The sequence below is a fragment of the Streptomyces avermitilis MA-4680 = NBRC 14893 genome, from assembly GCF_000009765.2.
GTDB lineage: Bacteria > Actinomycetota > Actinomycetes > Streptomycetales > Streptomycetaceae > Streptomyces > Streptomyces avermitilis.
Genome location: NC_003155.5, coordinates 5,102,512 through 5,123,857 on the forward strand (window position 1 = coordinate 5,102,512; position 21,346 = coordinate 5,123,857).

The window sequence follows — 21,346 nt, forward strand, 5'->3', positions numbered from 1 at the left end:
GAAATCGACGCAACGCGCTGTGAGAATTTCTTACGCGACAGGCGGAGGGAAAATATCTGCCACACACAACCGACCGTGCCGTGCTACTGTCGATCTCAGTTGCAGTTGTGGTTCCCAAAAACTTCAAGTGTCCTCATCGGCCTTCCGGGCCGAGGAGAGCACTTCTGTATTTCCGGTCATTCTCCGGGTGGGGCAATCATCGCAGTGACGCGGAGTCCGCACAGTGCGAACTCCGGGAAATGCCCCGAAGGAGATTCAACATGGCTACTGGCACCGTGAAGTGGTTCAACGCGGAAAAGGGTTTCGGCTTCATCGAGCAGGACGGCGGCGGCCCGGACGTCTTCGCCCACTACTCGAACATCGCCGCCCAGGGCTTCCGCGAGCTCCAGGAAGGCCAGAAGGTGAACTTCGACATCGCGCAGGGCCAGAAGGGCCCGACGGCCGAGAACATCGTTCCCGCCTGACGCTGACGCGTACTTCGTAGCTGGGGCCCGCACCTTGGGGTGCGGGCCCCAGCTCGTTGCATTCTCGGACACCCCCGCGCCACACCACGGAGACCGGCCCTCACCGGTCGCCACACCGTGGAGACCGGGCCTCACCGGCGGCGTCGGCGCGAGCGCTCCGCAGTCGCACCGCACGCAGTCACACCGCACGCAGTCACACCGCACGCGGACGCTCCGCCCCGGATTCCGGGTGCAAACCCGCCGGATATTTCGATGTGGATGCCCCACGCATTTCTGTCCGGGGCCCACCATTCATTTCAGCGACGCGACCCGAACATTTTCTTCCGGTCCGATCCGCATTCTTAGTCGATTTGGCTCGTTCTTGCGATTCCCCGCGATGTTCGTTTTCCTCGGGAATTCCTTGATACGTGCCGCATCAAGGAAGGTTCCGCATGAACCGCACACGCACGAACGACCGCTTCGACCGCACCCGCACCAAAAGCTCCGGCGCCGCACGGGGCGGCAGCCGCTTCGGCGCCGCGAAGTCCGGCTCGCCGAGCCGCTCGGGTGGGCACGGCCGTCGGCCGTCCGCGCCGCAGGGCGAGTTCGCGCTGCCGGTGACGACCACCCCCGCGCTCCCCGCCGCCGAGAAGTTCGCTGATCTCGCCATGCCGTCGCAGCTGCTGGCCGCGCTCAGCTCCGAGGGCGTGACCACCCCGTTCCCGATTCAGGCGGCGACCCTGCCGAACTCCCTCGCGGGCCGGGACGTCCTCGGCCGCGGCCGCACCGGGTCCGGCAAGACCCTCGCCTTCGGCCTCGCCCTGCTGGCCCGTACGGCCGGTCAGCGCGCGGAGCCCCGGCAGCCGCTGGCGCTGGTCCTCGTACCCACCCGCGAACTGGCCCAGCAGGTCACCGACGCGCTCGCGCCGTACGCCCGCTCCGTGAAGCTGCGGCTGACCACGGTGGTCGGCGGCATGTCGATCGGCAGGCAGTCCGGTGCGCTGCGCGCCGGTGCCGAGGTCGTCGTGGCGACTCCCGGCCGGCTCAAGGACCTCATCGACCGTGGCGACTGCCGGCTCGACCAGGTCGGCATCACCGTCCTCGACGAGGCCGACCAGATGGCGGACATGGGCTTCATGCCGCAGGTGACCGCCCTGCTCGACCAAGTACGCCCCGAGGGCCAGCGGATGCTGTTCTCGGCCACCCTGGACCGCAACGTCGACCTGCTGGTCCGCCGCTATCTGACCGACCCGGTGGTTCACTCCGTCGACCCGTCCGCGGGTGCGGTCACCACGATGGAGCACCACGTGCTCCATGTGCACGGCGCCGACAAGCACCAGGCGACCACCGAGATCGCGGCCCGCGACGGCCGGGTGATCATGTTCCTGGACACCAAGCACGCCGTCGACCGGCTGACCGAGCATCTGCTGAGCAGCGGGGTGCGCGCCGCGGCCCTGCACGGCGGCAAGTCCCAGCCGCAACGCAACCGGACCCTGAGCCAGTTCAAGACGGGTCATGTGACGGTGCTGGTGGCAACCAATGTCGCGGCGCGCGGCATCCACGTCGACAACCTCGACCTCGTCGTCAACGTCGACCCGCCGAGCGACCACAAGGACTACCTGCACCGCGGCGGCCGCACCGCCCGCGCCGGCCAGTCCGGCAGCGTCGTCACGCTGGTGACGCCCCACCAGCGCCGCGACATGAGCAGGCTGATGACGGTCGCCGGCATCGTCCCGCAGACCACCCAAGTACGTTCCGGTGACGCGGAGCTGAACCGCATCACGGGCGCCCAGGCCCCCTCGGGTGTCCCGGTCACCATCAGCGTGCCGGTCGTGGAACGCCCCCGGCGCAGCGCCTCTTCGTCTCGCGGGCGCCGCAGCCGCACGGCGCAGAACCGGCGCAACGGCCAGGCGGCACGCGGTTCGTCCCAGCGGCAGACCACCGTCAGCGCGGCGGCCTAGGTCCTGTGGCGAAAGTGGCGCCTGTCGCGAATGCAGCGATGACGCCACTTTCGCCGCAGGGTCACCCCCTTCGTGACCGGGCGGATCGTCCATCTCCTCAGGAGGCACCTTTTGACACTGGTTCAGATGCAGCAGCGCTCGGTGGATGCAACTCCCACGGCCGTGGTCGACGTCATGGACACGGCCGGGCCGCAGGTCTGGGCCGCCATGACCGTCGAGGTGGCCTTGTCCGTCATGGCCAGCGCCCGGGCCGAACACTTGTTCCTCTGCGACGAGGACGGCCAGTGCACGGGCCTGATCACCCGGGCCCAGCTCACCGTCGTACGCGACAGCCCCTCCTACACCGATCAGGTCCGTCTTGGGGACATCCTCGGCGACGCCTCGGGCGTTCTCGAGTTCTCCCGCTGATCGACGTACCCCGAGCCGCCGCTCTTCCGCTACCTGTGAGGCATCATGCGCTGTGTCATCGCCCGTTTCCCGTTCGACCTCTCCAAGAGCGGGGTGGTGGCCTCGATGAAGGGCGTCAAGCCCGAGCCCATCGTGGGTGAGTCCGTGCAGATCGGCCGCCGCCACTTTCCCGTCAAGCAAGTGGGCGAGGTCGTCACCCGGCAGGACCGCCGTGACTTCAGCGCCCAAGAAGTCGTCCGGGCCATGACCCGCCTCGGCTTCACCTGCCACGACCTCGCCGAGCCCGCGCCCGCCCGTGTCCTGACTCCGCTCCAGAGCGCGTCGGCACTGCTCGGCACACCGGCGCCCGCGCCCGCGTAGGCCCGGGCCCGCACGGTCACGAGGACGGGCGACGGCCCACACCGCAGCACATGCACGTGAGGGATCTGTCGGCGCGCGCCGACAGATCCCTCATTCGTTCATTTGTTGGGAGTGGCCGAAGTCGCGGGGCGGTGGGTCACGTGTCCGGCGTCGCTCGCGGTCGAGACGAGCCCGCGCCGCGGTCCGGTTCGACGACATGGCCCGGTTCGACGAGATGGTCCGGGTCGACGACATGATCCGGGCCGACGAGATGGTCCGGATCGGCCGCCTGCTCCGGATCAGCCGCCTGCTCCGGACCGGCGACGCGCTCCGGACCGCCCGCGCGCTCCGGAGCGGACCGTGGCAAGAGCCGCGAGCTGTGCGCGGTGAAGCCGACCGCCGCCCCGCCGCCGGGGCGTGGGCGCGCGAAGGCGGTGCCGCCGTGGGCCTCGGCGACGTCGCGGACGATGGCCAGGCCGAGCCCGGACCCGGGCAGGCCACGGGCGGTGTCGGCCCGGTGGAACCGGTCGAACACGCGCTCCGCGTCGGTGGCGCCGATGCCCGGCCCCCGGTCGGAGACGGTGACCGTGCCTCGGTGGATGCGCACCTCGATGGGGTCGAGGCCGTCACGGTCGAACTTGGCGGCGTTCTCCAGCAGATTGCCCACCGCGCGTTCGAGCGCCTCGGGGCGGCCGTGGACCACGGTGTCGTCGGCGTCGATATGGAACAGACGGCGGGTGCGCCGGTGCACGCGGCGGGCGGCGCGGCGGGCCACCTCGGCCAGTTCCACGGGCCCTTCGGGCTCCTCGCGGCTGCGGGCGAGGGCCAGCTCGACGAGGGAGTCGACGAGGTGGCTGAGCTCGCGCGTCTCACCCTCGACGTCGTGGAGGAGCCGGTCGCGGGCGTCCGGGGAGAGCTCCGTGATCCGGCGCAGGACGGTGGCATTGGTGCGCAGGCTGGTCAGCGGGGTCCGCAGCTCGTGGGCGACGTCCTGGACCAGCCGCTCCTGGGCCTCACGGGCGACGGCGAGCCGGGTGAGCATCCTGCCGAACGACGCCGAGAGCCGCCCGACTTCGTCGCGTCTGCCGTCCACCAGGGCCGCACCGTCGACGCGGCCGTCGACGCTGACCTCTTCGGCGACCCCGGCCAGCCGCACCAGGCGCCGGGTGATGCGCCGCGCGAGCAGCCATCCCGCCCCCGCCGCGGCGAGCATGACCACGAGGCCGGCTCCGGCGATCTCCCTGGCCATGCCGCCCAGTACGTAGTGCGTCTGATCGACCTGGACCGCCACCTGGAGAGCCCCGCGGTCACGGCCCAGCGCGGTGGTCAGCTGGCGGTGCGTGGCGCGATCGACGACGACCTCGGTGGTACGCGACTCCCCGGGTTCACCGGAGGCGGCCAGGGCGCGCGCGGCGTCGGACACCGGCAGCGCCACGGGCGGGCCGCCGAGATGGGTGGGCGTGCCGTCGGGCGCCACGGCCTGCACGGTCACCTGCCACTCCGCTTCGTCCCCCGGTCCGGGCCGGTCCGGCCCGGGGAAGAGGTCCGGACCCTGGGTGACCTCGTCGGAGAGGGCCAGCGCCCGGTCCTGGTCACGGGCCAGGGCGACCGTGACCGACCGCAGCGTCCGGTCGATCTCCGCGGTGACGCGGTCGGAGGCGGCGCGGTAGCTCAGCATCCCGACCAGTACCGCCACCACGGCGCCGACAGCGGCAAAGGAGAGCGCGAGCCGCGAGCGCAGACTCATGGCCACCGCCTCACAGCCGCGCCGCCTGACAACCGCGCCTCACAGCCACCGCCCCACAACCGCGCCGCCTGACAACCGCGCCTCACAGCCACCGCCCCACAACCGCGCCTCATGGCCGCCGCACCGCGTAGCCCACGCCCCGCACGGTGTGGATCAGGTCGGGCGCGCCGGCGTCGGCGAGCTTGCGCCGCAGATAGCCGACGTAGCTCGCGAGGTTCTTGGCGTCCACGCCGACGTCGTGGCCCCAGATCCGCCGGTAGACCGCCGCGTGGTCCAGCACGATCCCCTCGTTGCGTACCAAAAGCTCCAGCAGGTCGAACTCGGTCCTCGACAGCCGCAGTTCCTCGTCCGCCCACCACACACGCCGGGCGGCCGGGGCGACCAGCAGCGACGCGATCCGCAGTACGTCACCGGCCCGGGCCACCGGCTCGTCGACGTCCGGCGTCAGATCGCCCCTGCGCAGCAACGCCCGTAATCGGGCGAGCAGTTCGGGTATCTCGAACGGCTTGGGCAGATAGTCGTCGGCCCCGGCGTCCAGGCCGGCGATGCGGTCCCGGGTCCCGGCCCGCGCGGTGAGCATCAGCACCGGGGTGCGGTCACCGTCGGCGCGCAGCACACGGCACACGCCCACCCCGTCGACGTACGGCATCATCACGTCGACCACCAGGGCGCTGAAGGAGCCCCGACGGGCCCGGGCCAGCGCCTGCACCCCGTCGGCGACGGCGACGACGTCGTACCCCTCCAACTCCAGTGCCCGCGCGAGGGATTCGCGGACCGCACGATCGTCGTCGACGACGAGGACACGATTCACCACGTCCACATGATGGCCCACTGCCTCAGGAGCAACGGTCGTTTCCCGACCTCACTCCCGCCGCAGCTCTTACCCAACTCCGGACTTCCTCCCTCCGAGGTCTGAGACCACTCACCCACCATGGGAGCCCCTGACCGCGCCCCCCACGGGAGTCCCCCATGTCGACCGTCAGCGTCCGACTCGCGCGCCGTGCCTCAGTCGCCGCCGCGTGCGTCGCCCTCGCCGCCACCGGCTGCACCGCCCTCAACTCCGCGTCCTCCACGTCGGCCCTGGCGGCCAAGGCTCGGATCCCGGCCTCCGCGGCCCGGCACGGCGCCGGCGGGGCGAACACCGCCCAGGTCGTGGCCGCCGCGAACGCCTTCCTCGCGACGCTCTCCGACGAGCAGAAGGACACCGTCCTCTACGACTTCGACGACGCCGCCAAGAAGACCGGCTGGTCGAACTTCCCGACCCCCGTCGTGGCGCGCAACGGCCTCAAGTTCGGCGATCTCACCGACGAGCAGGAGGCCGCGGCCCTGAAGGTCATGGAGGCCGCGCTCAGCAAGAAGGGGTACGAGGAGCTCGTCGAGATCCGCAAGGCCGACGACTACCTCGCCACGCTGCCGCCCCGCACGCCCACCCCACCGACCAGCACTCCCACGGCCACTCCCACCGGCACGCCGACCGCCACTCCGACCGGAGGCGGCGGCCGTCCCCCGGGCGGCGGCGGAGGCGCCAACTTCGGCTCGGAGTGGTACTACATCTCCTTCTTCGGACTGCCCAGCAGGACAGGTGAGTTCACGGTCCAGTACGGCGGCCACCACGCGGCCTACAACCTCACCTACGCCGGCGACAACGTGAGCATCTCGCCCACCCTGACCGCGGTGGAGCCGATGGAGTTCAACTGGGAGGACCTGTACTACGCCCCGCTGGAGGACAAGCGGACCTCCACCATCGGGGCCATCCAGTCACTCACCGCCGACGAGCTGACCGCGGCCGAGATCGACGGAAGCTTCGACGACCTGTACCTGGGTCCCGGCCATGACGGCCCCTTCCCGCAGCAGCCCGAGGGCGTCCTCGTCAGCAGCCTCACCAAGAAGCAGCGGGCCGAGGTCACCGCGATGCTGAAGGCCTGGGTCGACGACCTGGACGAGAAGGCGGCCAAGCGGCTCATCGCCAAGTACGTCTCCGAGTACGACAAGACGTACATCGGCTGGAGCGGCGGGACGACGCTCGACAACAACCAGACGTACGTCCGTCTCGACGGACCGTCCGCCTGGATCGAGTTCTCCAACCAGCCCGGCGCCTCGACCGACGGGATCCACCAGCACACGATCTTCCGGGACGAGACCGCCGACTACGGCTGGGAATGACCGGAACGAGACACGACAGGGAGATCAGGAGAACAGGGACAAGGGACAAGGGACAACACCATGCGCCGCTTCCTGCCCGCACTCCTGCTCGCGGCACTGATGCTGGTCGGCGGCCTCGCGTCGCCGGCCGGCGCCCACCCGATGAGTACCTCGGCCGTTCTCCTCGACATCGGCGACGACCGGGTCGAGGGAGAGGTGCAGCTGCCCATCGACCGTCTGGCCATCGCCGTGCACCGCGACCTCACCCGGGACAGCGTCCTCGCCGCCGACCGGGCGTTCCTGAAGCGCTACGTCGCCCGGCACATCAGCGCCGTCGGTGAGAACGGCACGCCCTGGGCCGTCACGCTCGGCACGGCGTCGGTCCGGACGATCGACGGGGCTGCGCACCTCGTCCACCCGCTCACGATCCGGCCGCCCGACGGCCACGTCACCGACTTCGACCTGCGTTACGACGTCGTCGTCGAGGAACTGCTCACCCACCGGGTCATCGTCACCGTCCGGTACGACTTCGACCGCGGCATCCTGAAGGCCGACGACGCCAGCACCCTCGGAGTCTTCGACTGGGACACCAGGAGTCTGAAGGTCCCCGCGGGCGAGGGCTCGTGGACGCGGGGGTTCGCCACCACCGCCGGTCTCGGCATCGAGCACATCGGCGAGGGCGCCGACCATCTGCTGTTCCTGCTCATGCTGCTCATCCCGGCCCCGCTGGTGGCGACCGGGGGCCGGTGGCACGCCGCCGCTCCGTCGGCGCGGCGCGGCATCGTCCGCGTGGTCCACGTCGTCACCGCGTTCGCCGTGGGCCACTCACTCACCCTGGCGCTGGCGGCCGCCGGAGTGATCGACGTGCCGGCCCGGCCGGTCGAGACGCTGATCGCCTTCTCGATCGCGGTGTCCGCGGTCCATGCGCTCCGGCCGCTGGTGGCCCGCGGCGAGGTGTTCATCGCCAGTGGCTTCGGGCTGGTGCACGGGCTGGCGTTCGCCTCGCTGATCGGCGACCTCGGCCTCGGCCGAGGGTCGCTCGTGACCACGCTGCTGGGCTTCAACCTGGGCATCGAGCTGACGCAACTGCTCGTCGTCGCGCTGATGATGCCGTCGTTGCTCGTTCTGGCCCGTACGTCCGTCTATCCCGCGTTCCGCATCGGGGTGGCCCTCGTCGGCCTGCTGTTCTCGGTGTCCTGGATGCTGGAGCGCGCGACGCTGACCTCCGCCGACCCGTTCGAGGGCATCCAGACGTGGCTGGTCGGGCACCCGCTGCTCGTCGCCGCGTCGGTCGCCGCACTCGCTGTCGTCGCCCGGCGCACCGCCCCACGGACGCCTCGGGCCACGCCCGAACACTCAGGCGCCCACTGACCGCGTACGCGCGGTGGCCGCGGTCGCTTCGGCGCACCCCGGAGCACTGCGCGGTGGCCGTGGTGGCTGTTGTCGCTGCGGCGCACCCCGAAGCACTGCGACGCACCCCGAAGCGCGGTCGGCCGACGCCGGCCGGTCAGGCGCGCCGTCCCCTTACCGGAGCGGCTGCGGTGCGCGGGCTCGACACCGCGGACTGCGGCGGCAGGAACGCGGATTCTCCGCGGGCCGGGGCACCTGCCTCCGTGCTGCCCGTCCGCCGGCCGGCGCGTCGCCACAGCCGCCCCAATAGGAGGTAGCAGCGGTCCGGCAGGAACACGGCGTCCGCGACGATCATCGCGCCCGAGAAGAGGGGCAGTCCCAGCAGTACCGCGATCCCCAGGTGCATACCCAACAGCACGGTCAGTACCGGGTACTTGAGCCTTCCGAACAGAACGAACGGAAAGGCGACCTGGAGCAGCACCGTCAGGTAGCAGGCGATGGCCATCAGCACGTCGTGCTCGTCCGTCAGGAGGGAGAGCTCGGGCCAGGGGCGGAACAGGTCGAGGTTCAGGACGTAGTGGAGAGCGGTCCCGTTGCCCCAGGAACCACCCTGCACCTTGTAAAGGCCGGCGGACCCGTAGAGGAAACAGACCTGGGCCGCGATGACGAACATCCCGCAGTTGTGCAGCACGGCCGTCAGGGTCCGGCGGGAGGCGCCGAGTTGCCGCCGGAACCCGTCGGCTTCTTGCCGCGCCGGGGGGCTCGCGGCAGGGCTCGCACCTGCCCTGAGCCGGGTTCTGCGGGCATCCAGGGACCAGCGTCGGCCGCAGGCGGTGAAGACGAGGTACACGGCCATGAGGAGGACGAGGTTGTCCCCTCCGTCCGTCATGAAGATCGCCCTGGCGTGGAACGACGCGACCACGACCGCGAACAGCACGGACACCGCTCTGGTCCGCCAGCCCAGCAGGAACAGTGCGCACGTGACCAGGGCCAGCGCGTAGCAGGCCTCGAAGTACGCCCGGCCGTCGGACAGGGTGAGGATGCTGACCCACCCCGTCTGGTCGAACAGCTGCCTCGCCAGCTCGGGCGTCCACGGTGAGCCGGGGCCCCAGATCTCGTCGCGGTGCGGAAACTCGCGCAGCAGGAAGGCCAGATAGAGAAGTCCGTATCCGATGCGCAGGACCGCCGCGGCGTACAGGGAGACCGGCCGCTCGGTCAGCTCACCGAGGAACACCCCGATCCGGCCGGGTACCCGGTGCGGCGCGCCTGCCTCCAATCCCTCGGAGCCGGTCTCGATGGCACGGGGGCGCGGTGCGGGTACCCGCTCAGTTTCCATGGGATTCCACCTTCCACCAGGGCAGATACCGCGTGTCGACAGGCTTCGGCGCGACCGTGGCCGGTCGGGTGCCGTCTGCGGCGGCGGGCGCGGCGACGGGCAGAGTGACCACTCGTAGTTGGATGGACTCGAAGGTCCCGCCACGATGGGCGGCCACGCGGTCCGCCGCGATGTTGGCCAGGTACCGCTGCGTCATCAGCGCCCGCTGCGTGCGCGGCAGGTCGTCGGAACCGTGGGTTTCGAGGTAGCAACTCCAGGCCCGCCGCAGCATGTTCTGCGCCGTGTGACTCGGAAAGGGGTTGTGCCGCACCGCGGCGTCGTCGACGGCGGTCAGATCGGACCAGTCGCTCACCCGCACGCTGCCGTCCGGGGCGGTGTGCATGGTCCTGGCCACGATCTGGCGGTTGACCGACTCCGGGTCCGGGGCGAAGAGTCGCCAGTTCTGCTCGAACAGGGGGAAGACCCATGCGTTGATCTGCCGGCTGTACTGCTGGGAGAGCGGGTTCGGGGGCGCCACGTGCAGAAACACCAGCAGCACATGGACCAGGACCGTCGTCAGACACAGGGCCACGGCAGCCGTCGTCCCCGCTCGCAGGAGGGCCGACCCGGGCTGTGAAGCCCCTGGAAGCGCAACGGATCTCCGGCCCTCCCGCGGCGCCGTCGGCCCGGCCCCGGGCAGCTCCGATTCGTCCGCATCCGCATCCGGTGCCGCGACACCACCCAGCACGGCCCCACCCGGCCTTTCCATCCCGGCTCCCCTCACTGTCTCTCCTGGGCTTTGGTCAGCGGCGCGCGGCGGGATCGACAACGATCCGCCGCGCGCCGCCCGTCCCTCCCGCTCATGCGGACGGCTGCTCCCGAGCACTGGGCCTGCCGGAGGGACGCACCTGTGGCTCAGCTACGGGCGCCGCCATAGCTGTCGTGCTTGCCGGGCTTGCCGCTGTGCTCGCCGTGGCCGTGGTGCTCGCCGGCGCCGGGCTTGCCGCCGTGCTCGTGGCCGTGGTGCTCGCCAGGCTGCCCGCCGTGATCGTGGCCGTGGTGCTCACCGGGCTGCCCGCCATGGTCGTGATCACCGGGCCTGCCCGGCTGTCCGCCGGGGTGGTGGTGTCCGGGTCCGCCGTTGCCGCCACCGTTACCGCCGCCGATCACGCCACCGTTGCCGCCGCCGATCACGCCACCGTTACCGCCGCCGTTGCCGCCGCCGATCACGCCGCCGTTGCCGCCGCCGATCACACCGCCGTTGACGCCGCCGTTGGTGCCACCACTGGTGGCACCCGTGGTACCGCCGCTCGTGGAAACGCCGCCCGTCGTAGTCCCCGCGACGACACCGCCGATGACGCCGCCGATCACTCCGCCGATCGCGCCGGTCGTCGCGCCGCCCGTGACGGTGCCACCGGTGGTCCCACCCGTGGTCCCACCGGTCCCAGCTGCGCACCCACCCTGGAAGATCGTGTTGGTGTCCAGCGTCACGGCGCCGGTACGGGCCAGCAGCCGGCCGTTGATGACCGCGTTCGTGGTGGCTGTGATCGAGGCCTGGGCCAGGATGTTGCCCACGAACGAGGAATTGGTACCGAGAGTGGCCGAGCTGCCGATCTGCCAGTACACATTGCACGGCGAGGCGCCATTGATGAGGGACACATGGCTCGCTGACGCCGTAGTCAGCGTCGAACCGATCTGGAATACCCAGACGGCATTGGGATTGCCCAGGGCGTCCAGGGTGAGTGTGTCGGTGATCCCGGCGGAGACGTTCGCCTTGTAGAGGCCCGGAGTCAGCGTCTGCCCACCGAACTCGTGAGGATCGTCGAGGTACGTGGCGGTCGGTGGAGTCTGTCCGGCAGCCTGGCCGTACGCGATGCTCAGATCGTTCTGGGCGCCGAGAGCCGTGGCGTCACCGGGGTGGAGGACTCCGGGCGCCAGCACCTGACCGGGCGGGAAACCCACGATGGCCGACCCCGGACTCACTCCGACATTGCCCTGGATCACCGAGGGGCCGGTGTTGGTGACCGTCGAACCAGCCAGTACTCCGAAAGTGGCCGCCGTGCCCAGAGGGACAGCTGTGGCGGCATGTGCGCGCGTCGGTGTCAGTACGAGTACGGCAGCGGCCATCACCAAGGCCGTTACCGCCGCGATCCAAACCGACAGGGTGCGCCGTAGAGGCGCTTCAGGGATGTCCAGCGTCATCGAGGGGCCAACTCCTTGAGGGAATTATCTCGGCGGTTCCCGGTCGCTCAGAATCGCCAGATCCTGTCACTGACATATTACTGAGGAAGAAATACGGGGCCGCGATTCATTCCAGCGGCATCGCCCAATTCGACGAATGGATCGGGAAATTCATAGAAATGCTTAATGGGTCGGATGCCGCTGTCCGCCCACCCTGTACCAGCGCATCAGACAGCGCAGAGGGGCCGAAAGCCGCCGTCGCCTGACCTCGACTTCCGCCGGAAAATCGCCCGATCGCGGTCGGCCGGGAACATATCCGAGCCGCATCGACCGCAGTACTATTGATTCCGGGTTGGTTCACTCTCACGTGCAACCGCCCGGAAGGGCGACTCCGGCGTGTCCGCGCCGGAGTCGTTGCCTCAGCCACCGGCTCCTCAGTCACCGTTCCAGAGGCCCGGTCGCGCTGTTCCGTGGGACAGTTCGTACCGACTGGCACCCCGTTCGGAGGGGAGAGCGCATGATTCAGGCAGCCGATATCCGTGAGTGGCGCGACCACGATGTCGTGGACCCGAAAGGGCGCAAGATCGGTGTACTTGAAGCGATCTACGTGGACACCACCACGGACGAACCGGCCGTGGCCACCGTCCGGACCGGGCTGCCCACCCGCCAACGCCTCGTCTTCGTCCCCCTCGACAAGGCAGTCCTCGGACCGGGTTATCTCAAGGTCTCCTACGCCAAGAGCCTGGTGAAGAAGGCCCCTTCGATCGGCACGGACGACATTCTGCCCGCCGAGCAGGAGGAATCGATCTTCCAGCACTACGACATGCCCTACCAGCCGGGCCCGAACGGCGAACGTCAACTCGCGCGCCGCTGAGCGGTCTTGCCCGGTCCGGCCGAAAGCCGAGGCCCGCGGGGTCCGGAGCAGGCACCGAATGCCCCGACCGGCAGGGCGCCGCCCCGACCGGCAGGGCGCCGGCCCGACCGGCAGGGCGCCGCGTCTACTCGATCCGCACCGTCCGCGACACCGTGATCTGGTCGATGTCCGTCGTGCGGACCGTGGCCTTCATCGTCCAGGTGCCCGGCAGGGGGAGGTTGAGGGTGTCCGAGGTCCAATAACCCCCGCGGTCCGCGAGTTTCGCGTCGAGGGGGCCGATGTCCTGCTTCTCCAGGGTGAAGGTGAGGCGCAGTTCGGGGACCGTCGCCAAACCGCCGTCGGGGCCGAAGATCACCGCCTGCACCGAGTTCTCGCCCACCCGGCCGGGCGTCAGTTCGATCTGTATCTTGCCGTGGCCGCCCGGTGTGCCCACGTCGAAGGGGATCACCGTCGTCGAGGCCATGGGCCGCGCCGCCTCCGCCGCCGAAGCCGCCGCCTCCGTGGCCGCCCGGCCCGGCTGCGTTCCCGTCAGCAGCGTCGTGATCACCAGCACCACGATCGCGACGATCGCCTCCGCGAGCACCGAGCGCCGCAATCCACGCCGGTACGCCCCTGGGTCACCGCCAGCGGTGGGCGGGAGCGGCCCCGACTGCGGACCGGTTTCGGTTGCGGTGTCGGAGCCGGTCTCGGTGCCCGTCCCGGTCTCGGCGCCGCTGTCGGAGCCCGTTCCGGTGCCGGTGCCGGCGCTCGTGTCCGTGCCGGTGCCGGCGCTCGTGTCGGTGCCGGAGACCTCGGCGTCCGCCGCGGCCCCCACCGGCTCCAGGACCCGTTCCCGCACGTCCGCCCGCCGCTCCACGGGTGCCGCCAGGCGTGCCGTCCAGCGGCGCGAGTACGTCGCCGCGGCCAGCAGCAGCAGTACCGCGACCAGCTTGGCCACCAGGAGCCTGCCGTACGACGTGGTGGCGAGGGCGTCCAGGGAGCCCAGGCCCCGCCAGGACTGGTAGACGCCGGTGGCCACCAGGACGGTGACGGCGGTGAGCGCCAGGCGGGAGAAGCGGGTGACGGCACTGGCCGGGAGTTCTTCCGGGGCCCGGTACAGGGCCGTGAGCAGGGCGGCCAGACCGCCGAGCCACGCCGCCATCGCCAGCAGGTGCAGAACCGCGGAGACCATCGCCACGGGCACCTGGACCCCGGCGGAGGCGTGCTCGGCCGCCGCCCACGTGCCCGCGAGCGCCAGGGTCAGGAGGCCGCCGCCCGCCTTCCACCACCGGCCCCCGGCCCGTACGGGGAAGAACGCCGCCCCCGCGAGCAGCACCAGCCGGACCAGCAGCGTCACACCCGGCCTGCTCGTCGCCGTCTCAGCGAGGACCGACGGGTCGAAGGCCGCCGCCGGACCGCCGCCGCGTTCGTACGGGCCGCGCAGCAGCAGCAGCGCGATGGTCGACGCGAGCAGCGTCCACCAGCCCGTCAGAAGCAGACCCCGTGCCGCCTCGACCCCGGTGACCAGGGAGAACACCATCGTGCCGAGCAGCAGGGCCAGACCGCCGTACGCGAAGTAGCGGGCGATGTCGTAGAGCGTGGCGGAGGCGGTGTCACCGGCGGCCTGGGTCGGTATGACCGCCGTGGTCGCGGAGGGCTTGCCGATGGAGAAGGTGAGAGCGCCGGAAACGGGGTGGCTGTCCGCCGACACCACCCGCCAGCCCACCGTGAACGTGCCGGTGCCCATGTCGTCGGGGAGGGTGACGCGCGCGGTCTCGGAACGGCCGCCCGCGTGCTGCGGCTCCCCGATGTGCACGCGCCGGTTCTCGGGGTCGAGGACGCGGAAGGAGTCGTCGAGCAGGCCGACGGACTCGGTGAAGGTGAGGGTGATCGCGGCCGGCGCCTTCTTCAGCACGGTGCCGTCCACCGGGTCGGCGCCCTTCAGCGCCGCGTGCGCGAAGGCGCTCCCGGCGCTGCCGAAGAGGATGAGGAGCACCACGGTGCCCAGCAGCGTCGCGGCTCGGCCGACGCGTCCTCCGTCTCGTTGTCCGCCCACGTCACGTCTCCGTATTCGAGCTTCCGGGGTTCCGGGGTTCCGGTTAGGTACGGACGCGGCGGGCGTTCCGCTCAGACCGCCTCCCCAGGTCGGCTCAGACCATCTCACCCGGTCGGCCCGGACCCCGTCATCGGGTCGGCTCGAACCCTGTCGGCGGGTCGGCTCGAACCCTGTCGGCGGGTCGGCTCGAACCGCCTCACCAGGTCGGTCGCGCCGACACCCCGCCGTCGACCACGAGATCGTGGCCGGTGATCCAGGACGCGAGCGGTGAGGCGAGGAACACACAGGCGTCGCCGATGTCCTCCGGGCGCCCCAACCGTCCGGTGGGCACCGCCTGCTGCCACCGCCGCACCCCCTCCGGCCAGGCCTCCGCCAGACCCTCGCGGTCGATGAGGCCGGGCGAGACGGTGTTGACGCGGACGCCGTACGGCCCGTACTCCAGCGCCGCCGAACGGGCGTGCATCACGACGGCCGCCTTGGACGCGGAGTAGTGGGCGTGCAGCGGGGCGGGGTGACGGGCCTCGATGGAGGCGATGTGCGTGATGCTGCCCCCGGTCCCGGCACGCCCCACGATCCCGTCCCCGGCCCCCAGCCCCGTCCCCAACCCCGTCTCCGTCCCCGTTCGCGCGCATGACCTCCGCCGCCGCCTGAGTGCACGCGAAGACGCTCGACAGGTTGGTGTCGAGCACCGCCCGCCACTGAGCCGCCGTCATGCCGGGCAGGGCCTGCGTCGGCTGTACGCCCGCGTTGTTGACCAGCGCCGTCAGCCGGCCGCCGCCCCACTCGGCCGCCGCACGCACCAGGCGACGGCACTCGGCCTCGTCGGTCAGGTCCGCCCGCAGCGCGATCGCCGCGCCGCCGGACTCCCGTACGAGCGCGACCACGTCGTCGGCGGAGCGCGTGCGGTGGTGCACCGCCACCGCGGCGCCCTCCTGCGCGAACCGCAGCGCGATCCCCCGTCCGATGCCGCCCGCGGCCCCGGTCACCAGGGCCACCTGCCCCGCCAGCAGGCCGCTCACGGCCGGCACAGCCCGGCGATGCGAGCCGCCTCGGCGGGATACCGCACGCTCAACTCCCCCGCGTCCCCGTGCTCGTAGCCGCCGTACGTGAATCCGGGCGCCATCGTGCAGCCGAAGAGCGACCACGCCCCGCCCGCGACGACCCGCGCCCCCATCCACGTACCGGCGGGCACGACGTACTGGAGGTCCTGCCCGTCCAGGACGTCCGGTCCCAGCACCGGCGTGCGCGCGCTGCCGTCGGGCGCGAGCAGGAGCAGTTCCAGCGGGTCGCCGAGGTAGAAGTGCCAGACCTCGTCGGCCGGGAGGCGGTGCAGGGCGGAGAAGTCGTCCGGCTCCGCGGTGAGCAGGGCCATGATCGCGGTGCCTTCGGGGCGTCCGTCGGCGCGTTCGGGCCCCGCCCAGGTGCGCCGGAAACGGCCGCCCTCGCGGGGGATCGGCTCCAGGCGGTAGTGGGCGACGAGGTCTTCTGGGGTCACCCGGCAGAGGCTACTTTCCGAACGCCGCCTCCCGGGTGAGGAAGGCCAACTGGGCACGCTTCTCGGGCAGGTACACGTCCGGCAGGTCGATCTCGGGCAGGACCACCCGCGGGCCGGGCACGAAGCCCTGCCGTACGAAGCGGGCGATCGCCTTCGTGTTGCGTTCGTCGGGGTCGACCACGATCCGCCGCCGGTCCAGGCCGACCAGGACGAACGAGGTGAACGCGGTCAGCAGCGCGGCCGACCAGCCGGGACGGCCGCCGCCGGATCCGGCCGGGGCGAGCAGCAGATGTACGCCGATGTCGCCGGGTTCGACCTGGTAGCACTCGCTGACCCGGTCGGCCTCCGGCTCGTACGTCTGGAAGAGGGCGACCGGTTCGCCGTCCTTGACCGCGAGGAAGGCGTGGTGGGTGTCGAGCGTGTCCAGATGGGCGTACACCTCCAGGACCTGCTCCTTCGTCAGCCCGTTCATGCCCCAGAAGGCGGCGCGCTCCTCGCTCACCCAGCCGTGGACCACGTCCACGTCGGCGGGCGGGTCGAGGGGCAGGATGCGGACGGTGCCGAAGCCTTCGACCACCTGTTCGTGGACGGCCCGGCGGGCGGGGGCGTACGGCTCAGCGGTCATCGGAGTTCTCCTTCGTGAGGTGCTCCCAGTCGGTGACGACCGGGGCGAGGTCCCCCTTGAGCCACAAGGGGAGCTGGTCGCGGTGGTGCGGTGAGCCGGGGACACCCGAGGCGCCGAACGGGACCACCCAGCGGCTGTCCTCGCGCCGTGCGAGGTCCCAGACGTAGCGGGCGGCGGGGCCGCGCGCACTGAGGTCGGTCAGCCCCGGGACCGCGGAGGTGCACAGCACGCAGTCGTGGTCGCCCGACAGACCGGGTTCGTCGTACGCGTACGAGGCGGGCGAGGCCGGCGCGGCGTACGCGGCGGTGGGGAGCGCGCGCCAGGGGGCCAGGCGGTGGGTGTCGCCCCAGGTGCCGGACGCTCCCGCCGCCTTGACCGTCTCCGCGGCCGCCTTCCCGGCCGTCTCCGCGGCCACCTCCGCGACGGCCTCCCGGACGACGGCGGCGCGGTCGATGCCGTACAGCTCGTCCGCCTTCAGCAGGTTTTCGAGGGCGAAGCCGACGCGGGGGAGGAGGGCGAGCCAGGGGCGGAAGACCTCCGGGTAGGCGGGCGGGTCGGTCAGCGCGGTGAAGGCGGGGTGCGCGGCCAGGCGCCGTACGACCGCGCCGCGCAGCTCCGCGTACTGGGCCGCCTCCGTGCTGGCGGCCGTCATCCGGCGGTCCCAGCTCAGGAGGCGGTCGCGCAGGGCGGACGCCTGCGGGGTCAGGCCGTCGAGGGCGGCCAGGTGGTCCAACAGGGCTCCCGCGGAGGCGAGATGGGTGTCCATGTGGATGGCCGCCATGTCCGGGGCCGACCAGGTGGGCCGCTCCTCCAGCAGTTCGCGGATGCGGGCCGCGCGGTGGGGCGGGGCGAACTCGACGCCGAGGGGGGTCGCCGGGCCGCGCTGGTTCGCCATCACGGCGAGGCCGTCCTCGACCGTCCCGCGCGGCATCTCGTGCCAGCCGTGCCACTCGTGACCGGGCTCCCAGGCGGGGACGAGCCGCGTGCGGTTGTCCCGGCCGCGCAAGGGCACGTTTCCGGCGACGCGGTGCAGCAGACCGCCCTCGGTGTCCGCCGCCTGGACGACGTTCACCGGCTCGGCCCAGAGGTCGAACGCCCGGTCCACATCGGCGACCTCGCGGGCGCGCAGGAGGGGGAGGAGGGCGCTGAAGCCTAGGTCCTCGGTGACGCGGGGCGGGTAGCGGAGGCTGATCGGATCGTCGCCGCTTCCGGTGACGCCGCCGATGACGACGGGCCCGCGGGCGGTCTCGATCACCTCCACCTCGACCGGGTCGCCCCCGGCCACCTCGACCGTCTCCGTGTGCCGCGCCGCGGGCCGCCACGTGCCGTCCGGGTCCAGGGCCTCGACGCCCGCCCCGCCCCCGGCTCCGTCCCCGGTCCCGGTCCCGTCTCCGATTCCGTTCCCGTTCCCGTTCCCGTCCGGGGTGCGCCGCAGCCGCTCGCGGTACAGGTCCTGGTAGTCCGCCATCGCGTTGGTGATGGCCCAGGCGACCTTGCCCGTGTGGGCGAAGTGGGCGATGCCGGGAACGCCCGGGACGGCGAGGCCGACGACGTCGAACTCGGGGCAGGAGAGGCGGATCTGCTGGTAGACGCCGGGGTCCTCGATGAAGCGGTGCGGGTCGCCCGCGATGACCGGCTGCCCGGTGACCGTCCGTTCGCCGCTCACCAGCCAGCCGTTGCTGCCGGCGGTGCCCGGCCCGTCGGTGGCGAACAGACCGACCGCCTCGTCACCCAGCCGCCGTACGACCTCCTCGCGCCACAGCTTGGCGGGGAAGCCGGCGAACAGGATGTGCGTACCGAGCCAGACGCCCAGCGGAGTCCAGGGCTCCCAACGGCCGGGGACCAGACCGGTGGCCGCGAACTCCGGTGCGCGGCGGGCCCCTTCGGCCAGACCCTCGTTGACACCGTCCACGTACGCCCGGACCCAGTCCGCCGTCTCCGGGTCCGTCCGCTCCAGGGCGGCGAAGCAGCGTCTGGCCGTGTCGTCGAGGCGGGACCGTCTCGCGAACACGTCCCAGGCCGCGGCCTCCGTACCGAGGAAGGACGCCGAGGTGCCCCGCGCGCGATGCCGCTCGACCTCCAGCTGCCACGCCCGGTCGACGGCCGTGACCCGGCCCTGGGCGCGGGCGAGTTCGCGTGCGCCGCCGGCCCGCAGATGCGGGATGCCCCAGGCGTCGCGGTAGATCTCGATGGTCACGAACCGTCCCCAATTCTTTCAGGTTAGGCTAACCTAACTTCGATTGCGGCGAAATCGTACGCGAGGGGTGGGAAACGAGGGGAACAGGGGCAGCACAACGGCCACGGACCCGACGGCGTACGACCGCGGGGAACCGGCTCGGGCCGCGCGCACTCCCCGAAGCGGCGGGCGAGCGCACCGGGGACGGCGCGCGGCCCGAGCCGGTAGGCGCGATCATCGGTCCATGGACCCCAAGCACCCCAAGAGCGTCACGCTCCATCTCGCCCAGCAGCCCGAGGCCGACGAACTGCTGGGGCGCAGCCCGCTGGCCGTGATGATCGGGATGCTGCTGGACCAGCAGGTGCCGATGGAGTGGGCCTTCGCCGGGCCGTACACCATCGCCCAGCGGATGGGCACGGACGATCTCGACGCGCACGAGATCGCGGCGTACGACCCCGAGGCCTTCGCGGAACTCCTGTCCAGGAAACCGGCCGTGCACCGCTACCCCGGGTCCATGGCCAAGCGGATCCAGCAGCTGTGCCAGTACCTGGTGGAGCACTACGGCGGTGACGCGAGCGCGGTGTGGGAGGGCGTGGAGAGCGGCGCGGAACTGCTGCGGCGGCTGAAGGAACTGCCCGGCTTCGGGGCTCAGAAGGCACAGATCTTCCTGGCCCTGCTGGGCAAGCAGTTCGGCGTGCGGCCCCCGGGATGGCGGGAGGCGGCGGGACCGTACGGCGAGCCGAAGGCGTTCCGCTCGGTCGCCGACATCACCGGGCCCGAGTCGCTGGCCAAGGTGCGGGCGCACAAGCAGGAACTGAAGGCGGCGGCCAAGGCGGAGAAGGCCGCGAAGTCCCCGAAGACGGGGAAGTAGCCGGCAGGTCAGCCGGTCGGCTCACCCCGGTGGCAGGGACGGCGGGCGCGTTCACAGCATGGGGCATGACCGAGGCACCGAACGGCTCTCCCAGGGGTCCCCAGTACGACGACCGGCGCGTGCACGCGGCCGCCCGTGATCCGCTGGCCGACCGCTCCGGCCGCGATGCCGTCGAGGGCCCCCTCCACGTACTGTCCCGCACCGCCTGGCACTCCCTCCTGGTCGCCGGGATCGCGGCGCTCGTCCTGGGCGTCATGGTGCTGGCCTGGCCGGAGACGACGCTGGTCGTGGCGGGCGTGCTCTTCGGGCTCTACCTCCTCTTCAGTGGGGTGCTCCAACTGGCCTCCGCCTTCGGGACGCACGTCGCGACCTCCCTGCGGGTCATGGCGTTCATCAGCGGCACCCTGTCGATCCTGCTGGGGCTGTTCTGCCTCCGCGGGGCGATGCAGTCGATCCTGCTGCTCGCGCTGTGGATCGGCATCGGCTGGCTGTTCCGCGGAGTCACCCTGACCCTGGCCGCCGCGTCCGACCCCGAGGCGCCGGCCCGCGGCTGGCAGATCGTCCTGGGCATCGTCAGCTTCCTGGCGGGGATCGTGCTGATCGTGTCCCCGTTCACCTCGGTCGGCGTCCTCGCACTCGTCGGCGGCTGCTGGCTCATCGCGGTGGGCGTCACCGAGATCGTCACGGCGCTCCGCATCCGCCGGATCACCAAGCAGCTGCCGCCCGCACTGTGACGGCGTCAACTCCGTGCCCCGCCCATACGCCAAGACGAGGGATCTCCCGGCCCGCCCGGTGAACCACCCCGGTCCGGCGGGGAGATCACGTCCCATGAGCCCCGACCGGCGCCCCGCGCACTCGCCGCGCCGGCGTCCCCGGCTGCGGGTGCTGCTCATGCTGCTGCTCGCCCTGCTGGTCGCGGGGGCGCACACCGAGGCCCTGGCAGGGCCGGCCGCCGCGGTGTCCACCGAGTCGTACGGCGCGGAGCACGACGTACTCGGCACAGCGCTGCGCCCACCGGCGCGGCCCGGCCATCCCCGGACCGCCCCGCTGCGGCCTGCGCCCCGCGCCGTCGGATGCCCGCAGCCGTCGGCTCCCCTTCCCTTCGCCGTACGGCCGCCGCACTCCCCCGTGCTGCACGCCCTGCGCACGGTGGTCCTGCGCTGCTGACAGGACCGGTTCCCGAACCGGTCAGGTCACCCCATCAGCGACGCGAGGACACAGCCATGCACAGCGACCCGTACGCGGTCCTGCACGCGCTTCTGCGCGCGGAGGCCGTACGCAGTACGCCGAAGCCCAAGGCCCAGCCGAAGCAGTCGGCGAAGAAGCCGCAGCGGACGGCTCCGCACGGACAGGAACGCGAGTAACGAGACGGCGGCCGTCCCGA

General features: G+C 71.6%; 20 protein-coding genes and 1 pseudogene. 11 read left to right on the plus strand and 10 right to left on the minus strand.

Annotated elements, in window-relative coordinates; genetic code table 11:
• Positions 1–260 precede the first annotated feature (260 nt).
• The 4 genes from SAVERM_RS21475 (at position 261) to SAVERM_RS21490 (ending at position 3,172) form a co-directional block, all read left to right on the plus strand.
• Positions 261–464 (plus strand): cold-shock protein, encoded by a 204-nt coding sequence (locus SAVERM_RS21475; RefSeq protein WP_010985582.1) that lies wholly within the window; start codon positions 261–263, stop codon positions 462–464.
• Between the two features lie 431 nt (positions 465–895).
• Entirely contained in the window at positions 896–2,404 is a 1,509-nt protein-coding gene (locus tag SAVERM_RS21480) for a DEAD/DEAH box helicase (protein ID WP_010985583.1), read from the plus strand.
• A gap of 126 nt (positions 2,405–2,530) precedes the next feature.
• Positions 2,531–2,812 (plus strand): CBS domain-containing protein, encoded by a 282-nt coding sequence (locus SAVERM_RS21485; RefSeq protein ID WP_107083100.1) that lies wholly within the window; start codon positions 2,531–2,533, stop codon positions 2,810–2,812.
• A 45-nt stretch (positions 2,813–2,857) separates the two neighbouring features.
• Positions 2,858–3,172: an SCO5918 family protein gene (locus SAVERM_RS21490; RefSeq protein ID WP_010985585.1), complete on the plus strand. Its 315-nt coding sequence runs from the start codon at positions 2,858–2,860 to the stop codon at positions 3,170–3,172.
• Between the two features lie 136 nt (positions 3,173–3,308).
• Here SAVERM_RS21490 and SAVERM_RS21495 read toward each other — a convergent pair whose 3' ends face one another.
• Positions 3,309–4,898, minus strand: coding sequence for a HAMP domain-containing sensor histidine kinase (locus tag SAVERM_RS21495; protein WP_037647631.1), 1,590 nt, complete (start codon positions 4,896–4,898; stop codon positions 3,309–3,311).
• 109 nt (positions 4,899–5,007) lie between these two features.
• Entirely contained in the window at positions 5,008–5,712 is a 705-nt protein-coding gene (locus SAVERM_RS21500; RefSeq protein WP_107083101.1) for a response regulator transcription factor, read from the minus strand.
• A gap of 155 nt (positions 5,713–5,867) precedes the next feature.
• Between SAVERM_RS21500 and SAVERM_RS21505 the strand changes: the two genes are divergently transcribed.
• Together SAVERM_RS21505 and SAVERM_RS21510 are read left to right on the plus strand one after the other, a co-directional pair.
• Positions 5,868–7,061 carry a DUF3500 domain-containing protein gene (locus tag SAVERM_RS21505; protein WP_010985588.1) on the plus strand — a complete coding sequence of 398 codons (1,194 nt, stop codon included), beginning with the start codon at positions 5,868–5,870 and terminating at the stop codon, positions 7,059–7,061.
• A gap of 60 nt (positions 7,062–7,121) precedes the next feature.
• A complete protein-coding gene (locus SAVERM_RS21510) occupies positions 7,122–8,411 on the plus strand; it encodes a HupE/UreJ family protein (RefSeq protein WP_010985589.1) in 1,290 nt (429 codons plus the stop codon).
• A 136-nt stretch (positions 8,412–8,547) separates the two neighbouring features.
• On the opposite strand, the gene SAVERM_RS21515 is transcribed toward SAVERM_RS21510, so the two are convergent.
• The 3 genes from SAVERM_RS21515 to SAVERM_RS21525 all read right to left on the minus strand — a co-directional run bounded on the left by SAVERM_RS21515 (position 8,548) and on the right by SAVERM_RS21525 (position 11,907).
• Entirely contained in the window at positions 8,548–9,726 is a 1,179-nt protein-coding gene (locus SAVERM_RS21515; protein ID WP_237528852.1) for an HTTM domain-containing protein, read from the minus strand.
• The gene (locus tag SAVERM_RS21520; RefSeq protein ID WP_042493378.1) at positions 9,716–10,297 is read right to left on the minus strand and encodes a DUF5819 family protein; all 582 of its coding nucleotides are present in this window, start codon (positions 10,295–10,297) and stop codon (positions 9,716–9,718) included. Before SAVERM_RS21520 ends, SAVERM_RS21515 begins: the two co-directional genes overlap by 11 nt.
• Before the next feature lie 323 nt (positions 10,298–10,620).
• On the minus strand, positions 10,621–11,907 hold the full coding sequence (locus tag SAVERM_RS21525; protein WP_010985592.1) for an ice-binding family protein: 1,287 nt from the start codon (positions 11,905–11,907) through the stop codon (positions 10,621–10,623).
• A gap of 496 nt (positions 11,908–12,403) precedes the next feature.
• Between SAVERM_RS21525 and SAVERM_RS21530 the strand changes: the two genes are divergently transcribed.
• The gene (locus tag SAVERM_RS21530; protein ID WP_010985593.1) at positions 12,404–12,760 is read left to right on the plus strand and encodes a PRC-barrel domain-containing protein; all 357 of its coding nucleotides are present in this window, start codon (positions 12,404–12,406) and stop codon (positions 12,758–12,760) included.
• A gap of 124 nt (positions 12,761–12,884) precedes the next feature.
• On the opposite strand, the gene SAVERM_RS21535 is transcribed toward SAVERM_RS21530, so the two are convergent.
• The 5 genes and pseudogenes from SAVERM_RS21535 to SAVERM_RS21555 form a co-directional block, all read right to left on the minus strand.
• Positions 12,885–14,795: a copper resistance CopC/CopD family protein gene (locus tag SAVERM_RS21535; RefSeq protein ID WP_242432198.1), complete on the minus strand. Its 1,911-nt coding sequence runs from the start codon at positions 14,793–14,795 to the stop codon at positions 12,885–12,887.
• 196 nt (positions 14,796–14,991) lie between these two features.
• A pseudogene (locus SAVERM_RS21540) lies at positions 14,992–15,823 on the minus strand (SDR family NAD(P)-dependent oxidoreductase).
• Entirely contained in the window at positions 15,811–16,290 is a 480-nt protein-coding gene (locus SAVERM_RS21545; RefSeq protein WP_010985597.1) for a cupin domain-containing protein, read from the minus strand. The pseudogene SAVERM_RS21540 and the gene SAVERM_RS21545 overlap by 13 nt, the downstream one beginning before the upstream one ends.
• A 10-nt stretch (positions 16,291–16,300) precedes the next feature.
• A complete protein-coding gene (locus tag SAVERM_RS21550) occupies positions 16,301–16,915 on the minus strand; it encodes a GNAT family N-acetyltransferase (protein WP_010985598.1) in 615 nt (204 codons plus the stop codon).
• Positions 16,905–19,112 carry a penicillin acylase family protein gene (locus SAVERM_RS21555; protein ID WP_010985599.1) on the minus strand — a complete coding sequence of 736 codons (2,208 nt, stop codon included), beginning with the start codon at positions 19,110–19,112 and terminating at the stop codon, positions 16,905–16,907. The genes SAVERM_RS21550 and SAVERM_RS21555 overlap by 11 nt, the downstream gene beginning before the upstream one ends.
• Positions 19,113–19,335: 223 nt before the next feature.
• Between SAVERM_RS21555 and SAVERM_RS21560 the strand changes: the two genes are divergently transcribed.
• The 4 genes from SAVERM_RS21560 to SAVERM_RS42765 all read left to right on the plus strand — a co-directional run bounded on the left by SAVERM_RS21560 (position 19,336) and on the right by SAVERM_RS42765 (position 21,326).
• Positions 19,336–19,962, plus strand: a complete 627-nt coding sequence (locus SAVERM_RS21560) for an HhH-GPD-type base excision DNA repair protein (RefSeq protein ID WP_010985600.1) — start codon at positions 19,336–19,338, stop codon at positions 19,960–19,962.
• Positions 19,963–20,027: 65 nt separating this feature from the next.
• Positions 20,028–20,696 carry an HdeD family acid-resistance protein gene (locus tag SAVERM_RS21565; protein WP_010985601.1) on the plus strand — a complete coding sequence of 223 codons (669 nt, stop codon included), beginning with the start codon at positions 20,028–20,030 and terminating at the stop codon, positions 20,694–20,696.
• A gap of 94 nt (positions 20,697–20,790) precedes the next feature.
• Positions 20,791–21,129, plus strand: coding sequence for a hypothetical protein (locus SAVERM_RS21570; protein ID WP_042493383.1), 339 nt, complete (start codon positions 20,791–20,793; stop codon positions 21,127–21,129).
• 56 nt (positions 21,130–21,185) lie between these two features.
• A complete protein-coding gene (locus SAVERM_RS42765) occupies positions 21,186–21,326 on the plus strand; it encodes a hypothetical protein (RefSeq protein WP_154696729.1) in 141 nt (46 codons plus the stop codon).
• Positions 21,327–21,346 lie beyond the last annotated feature (20 nt).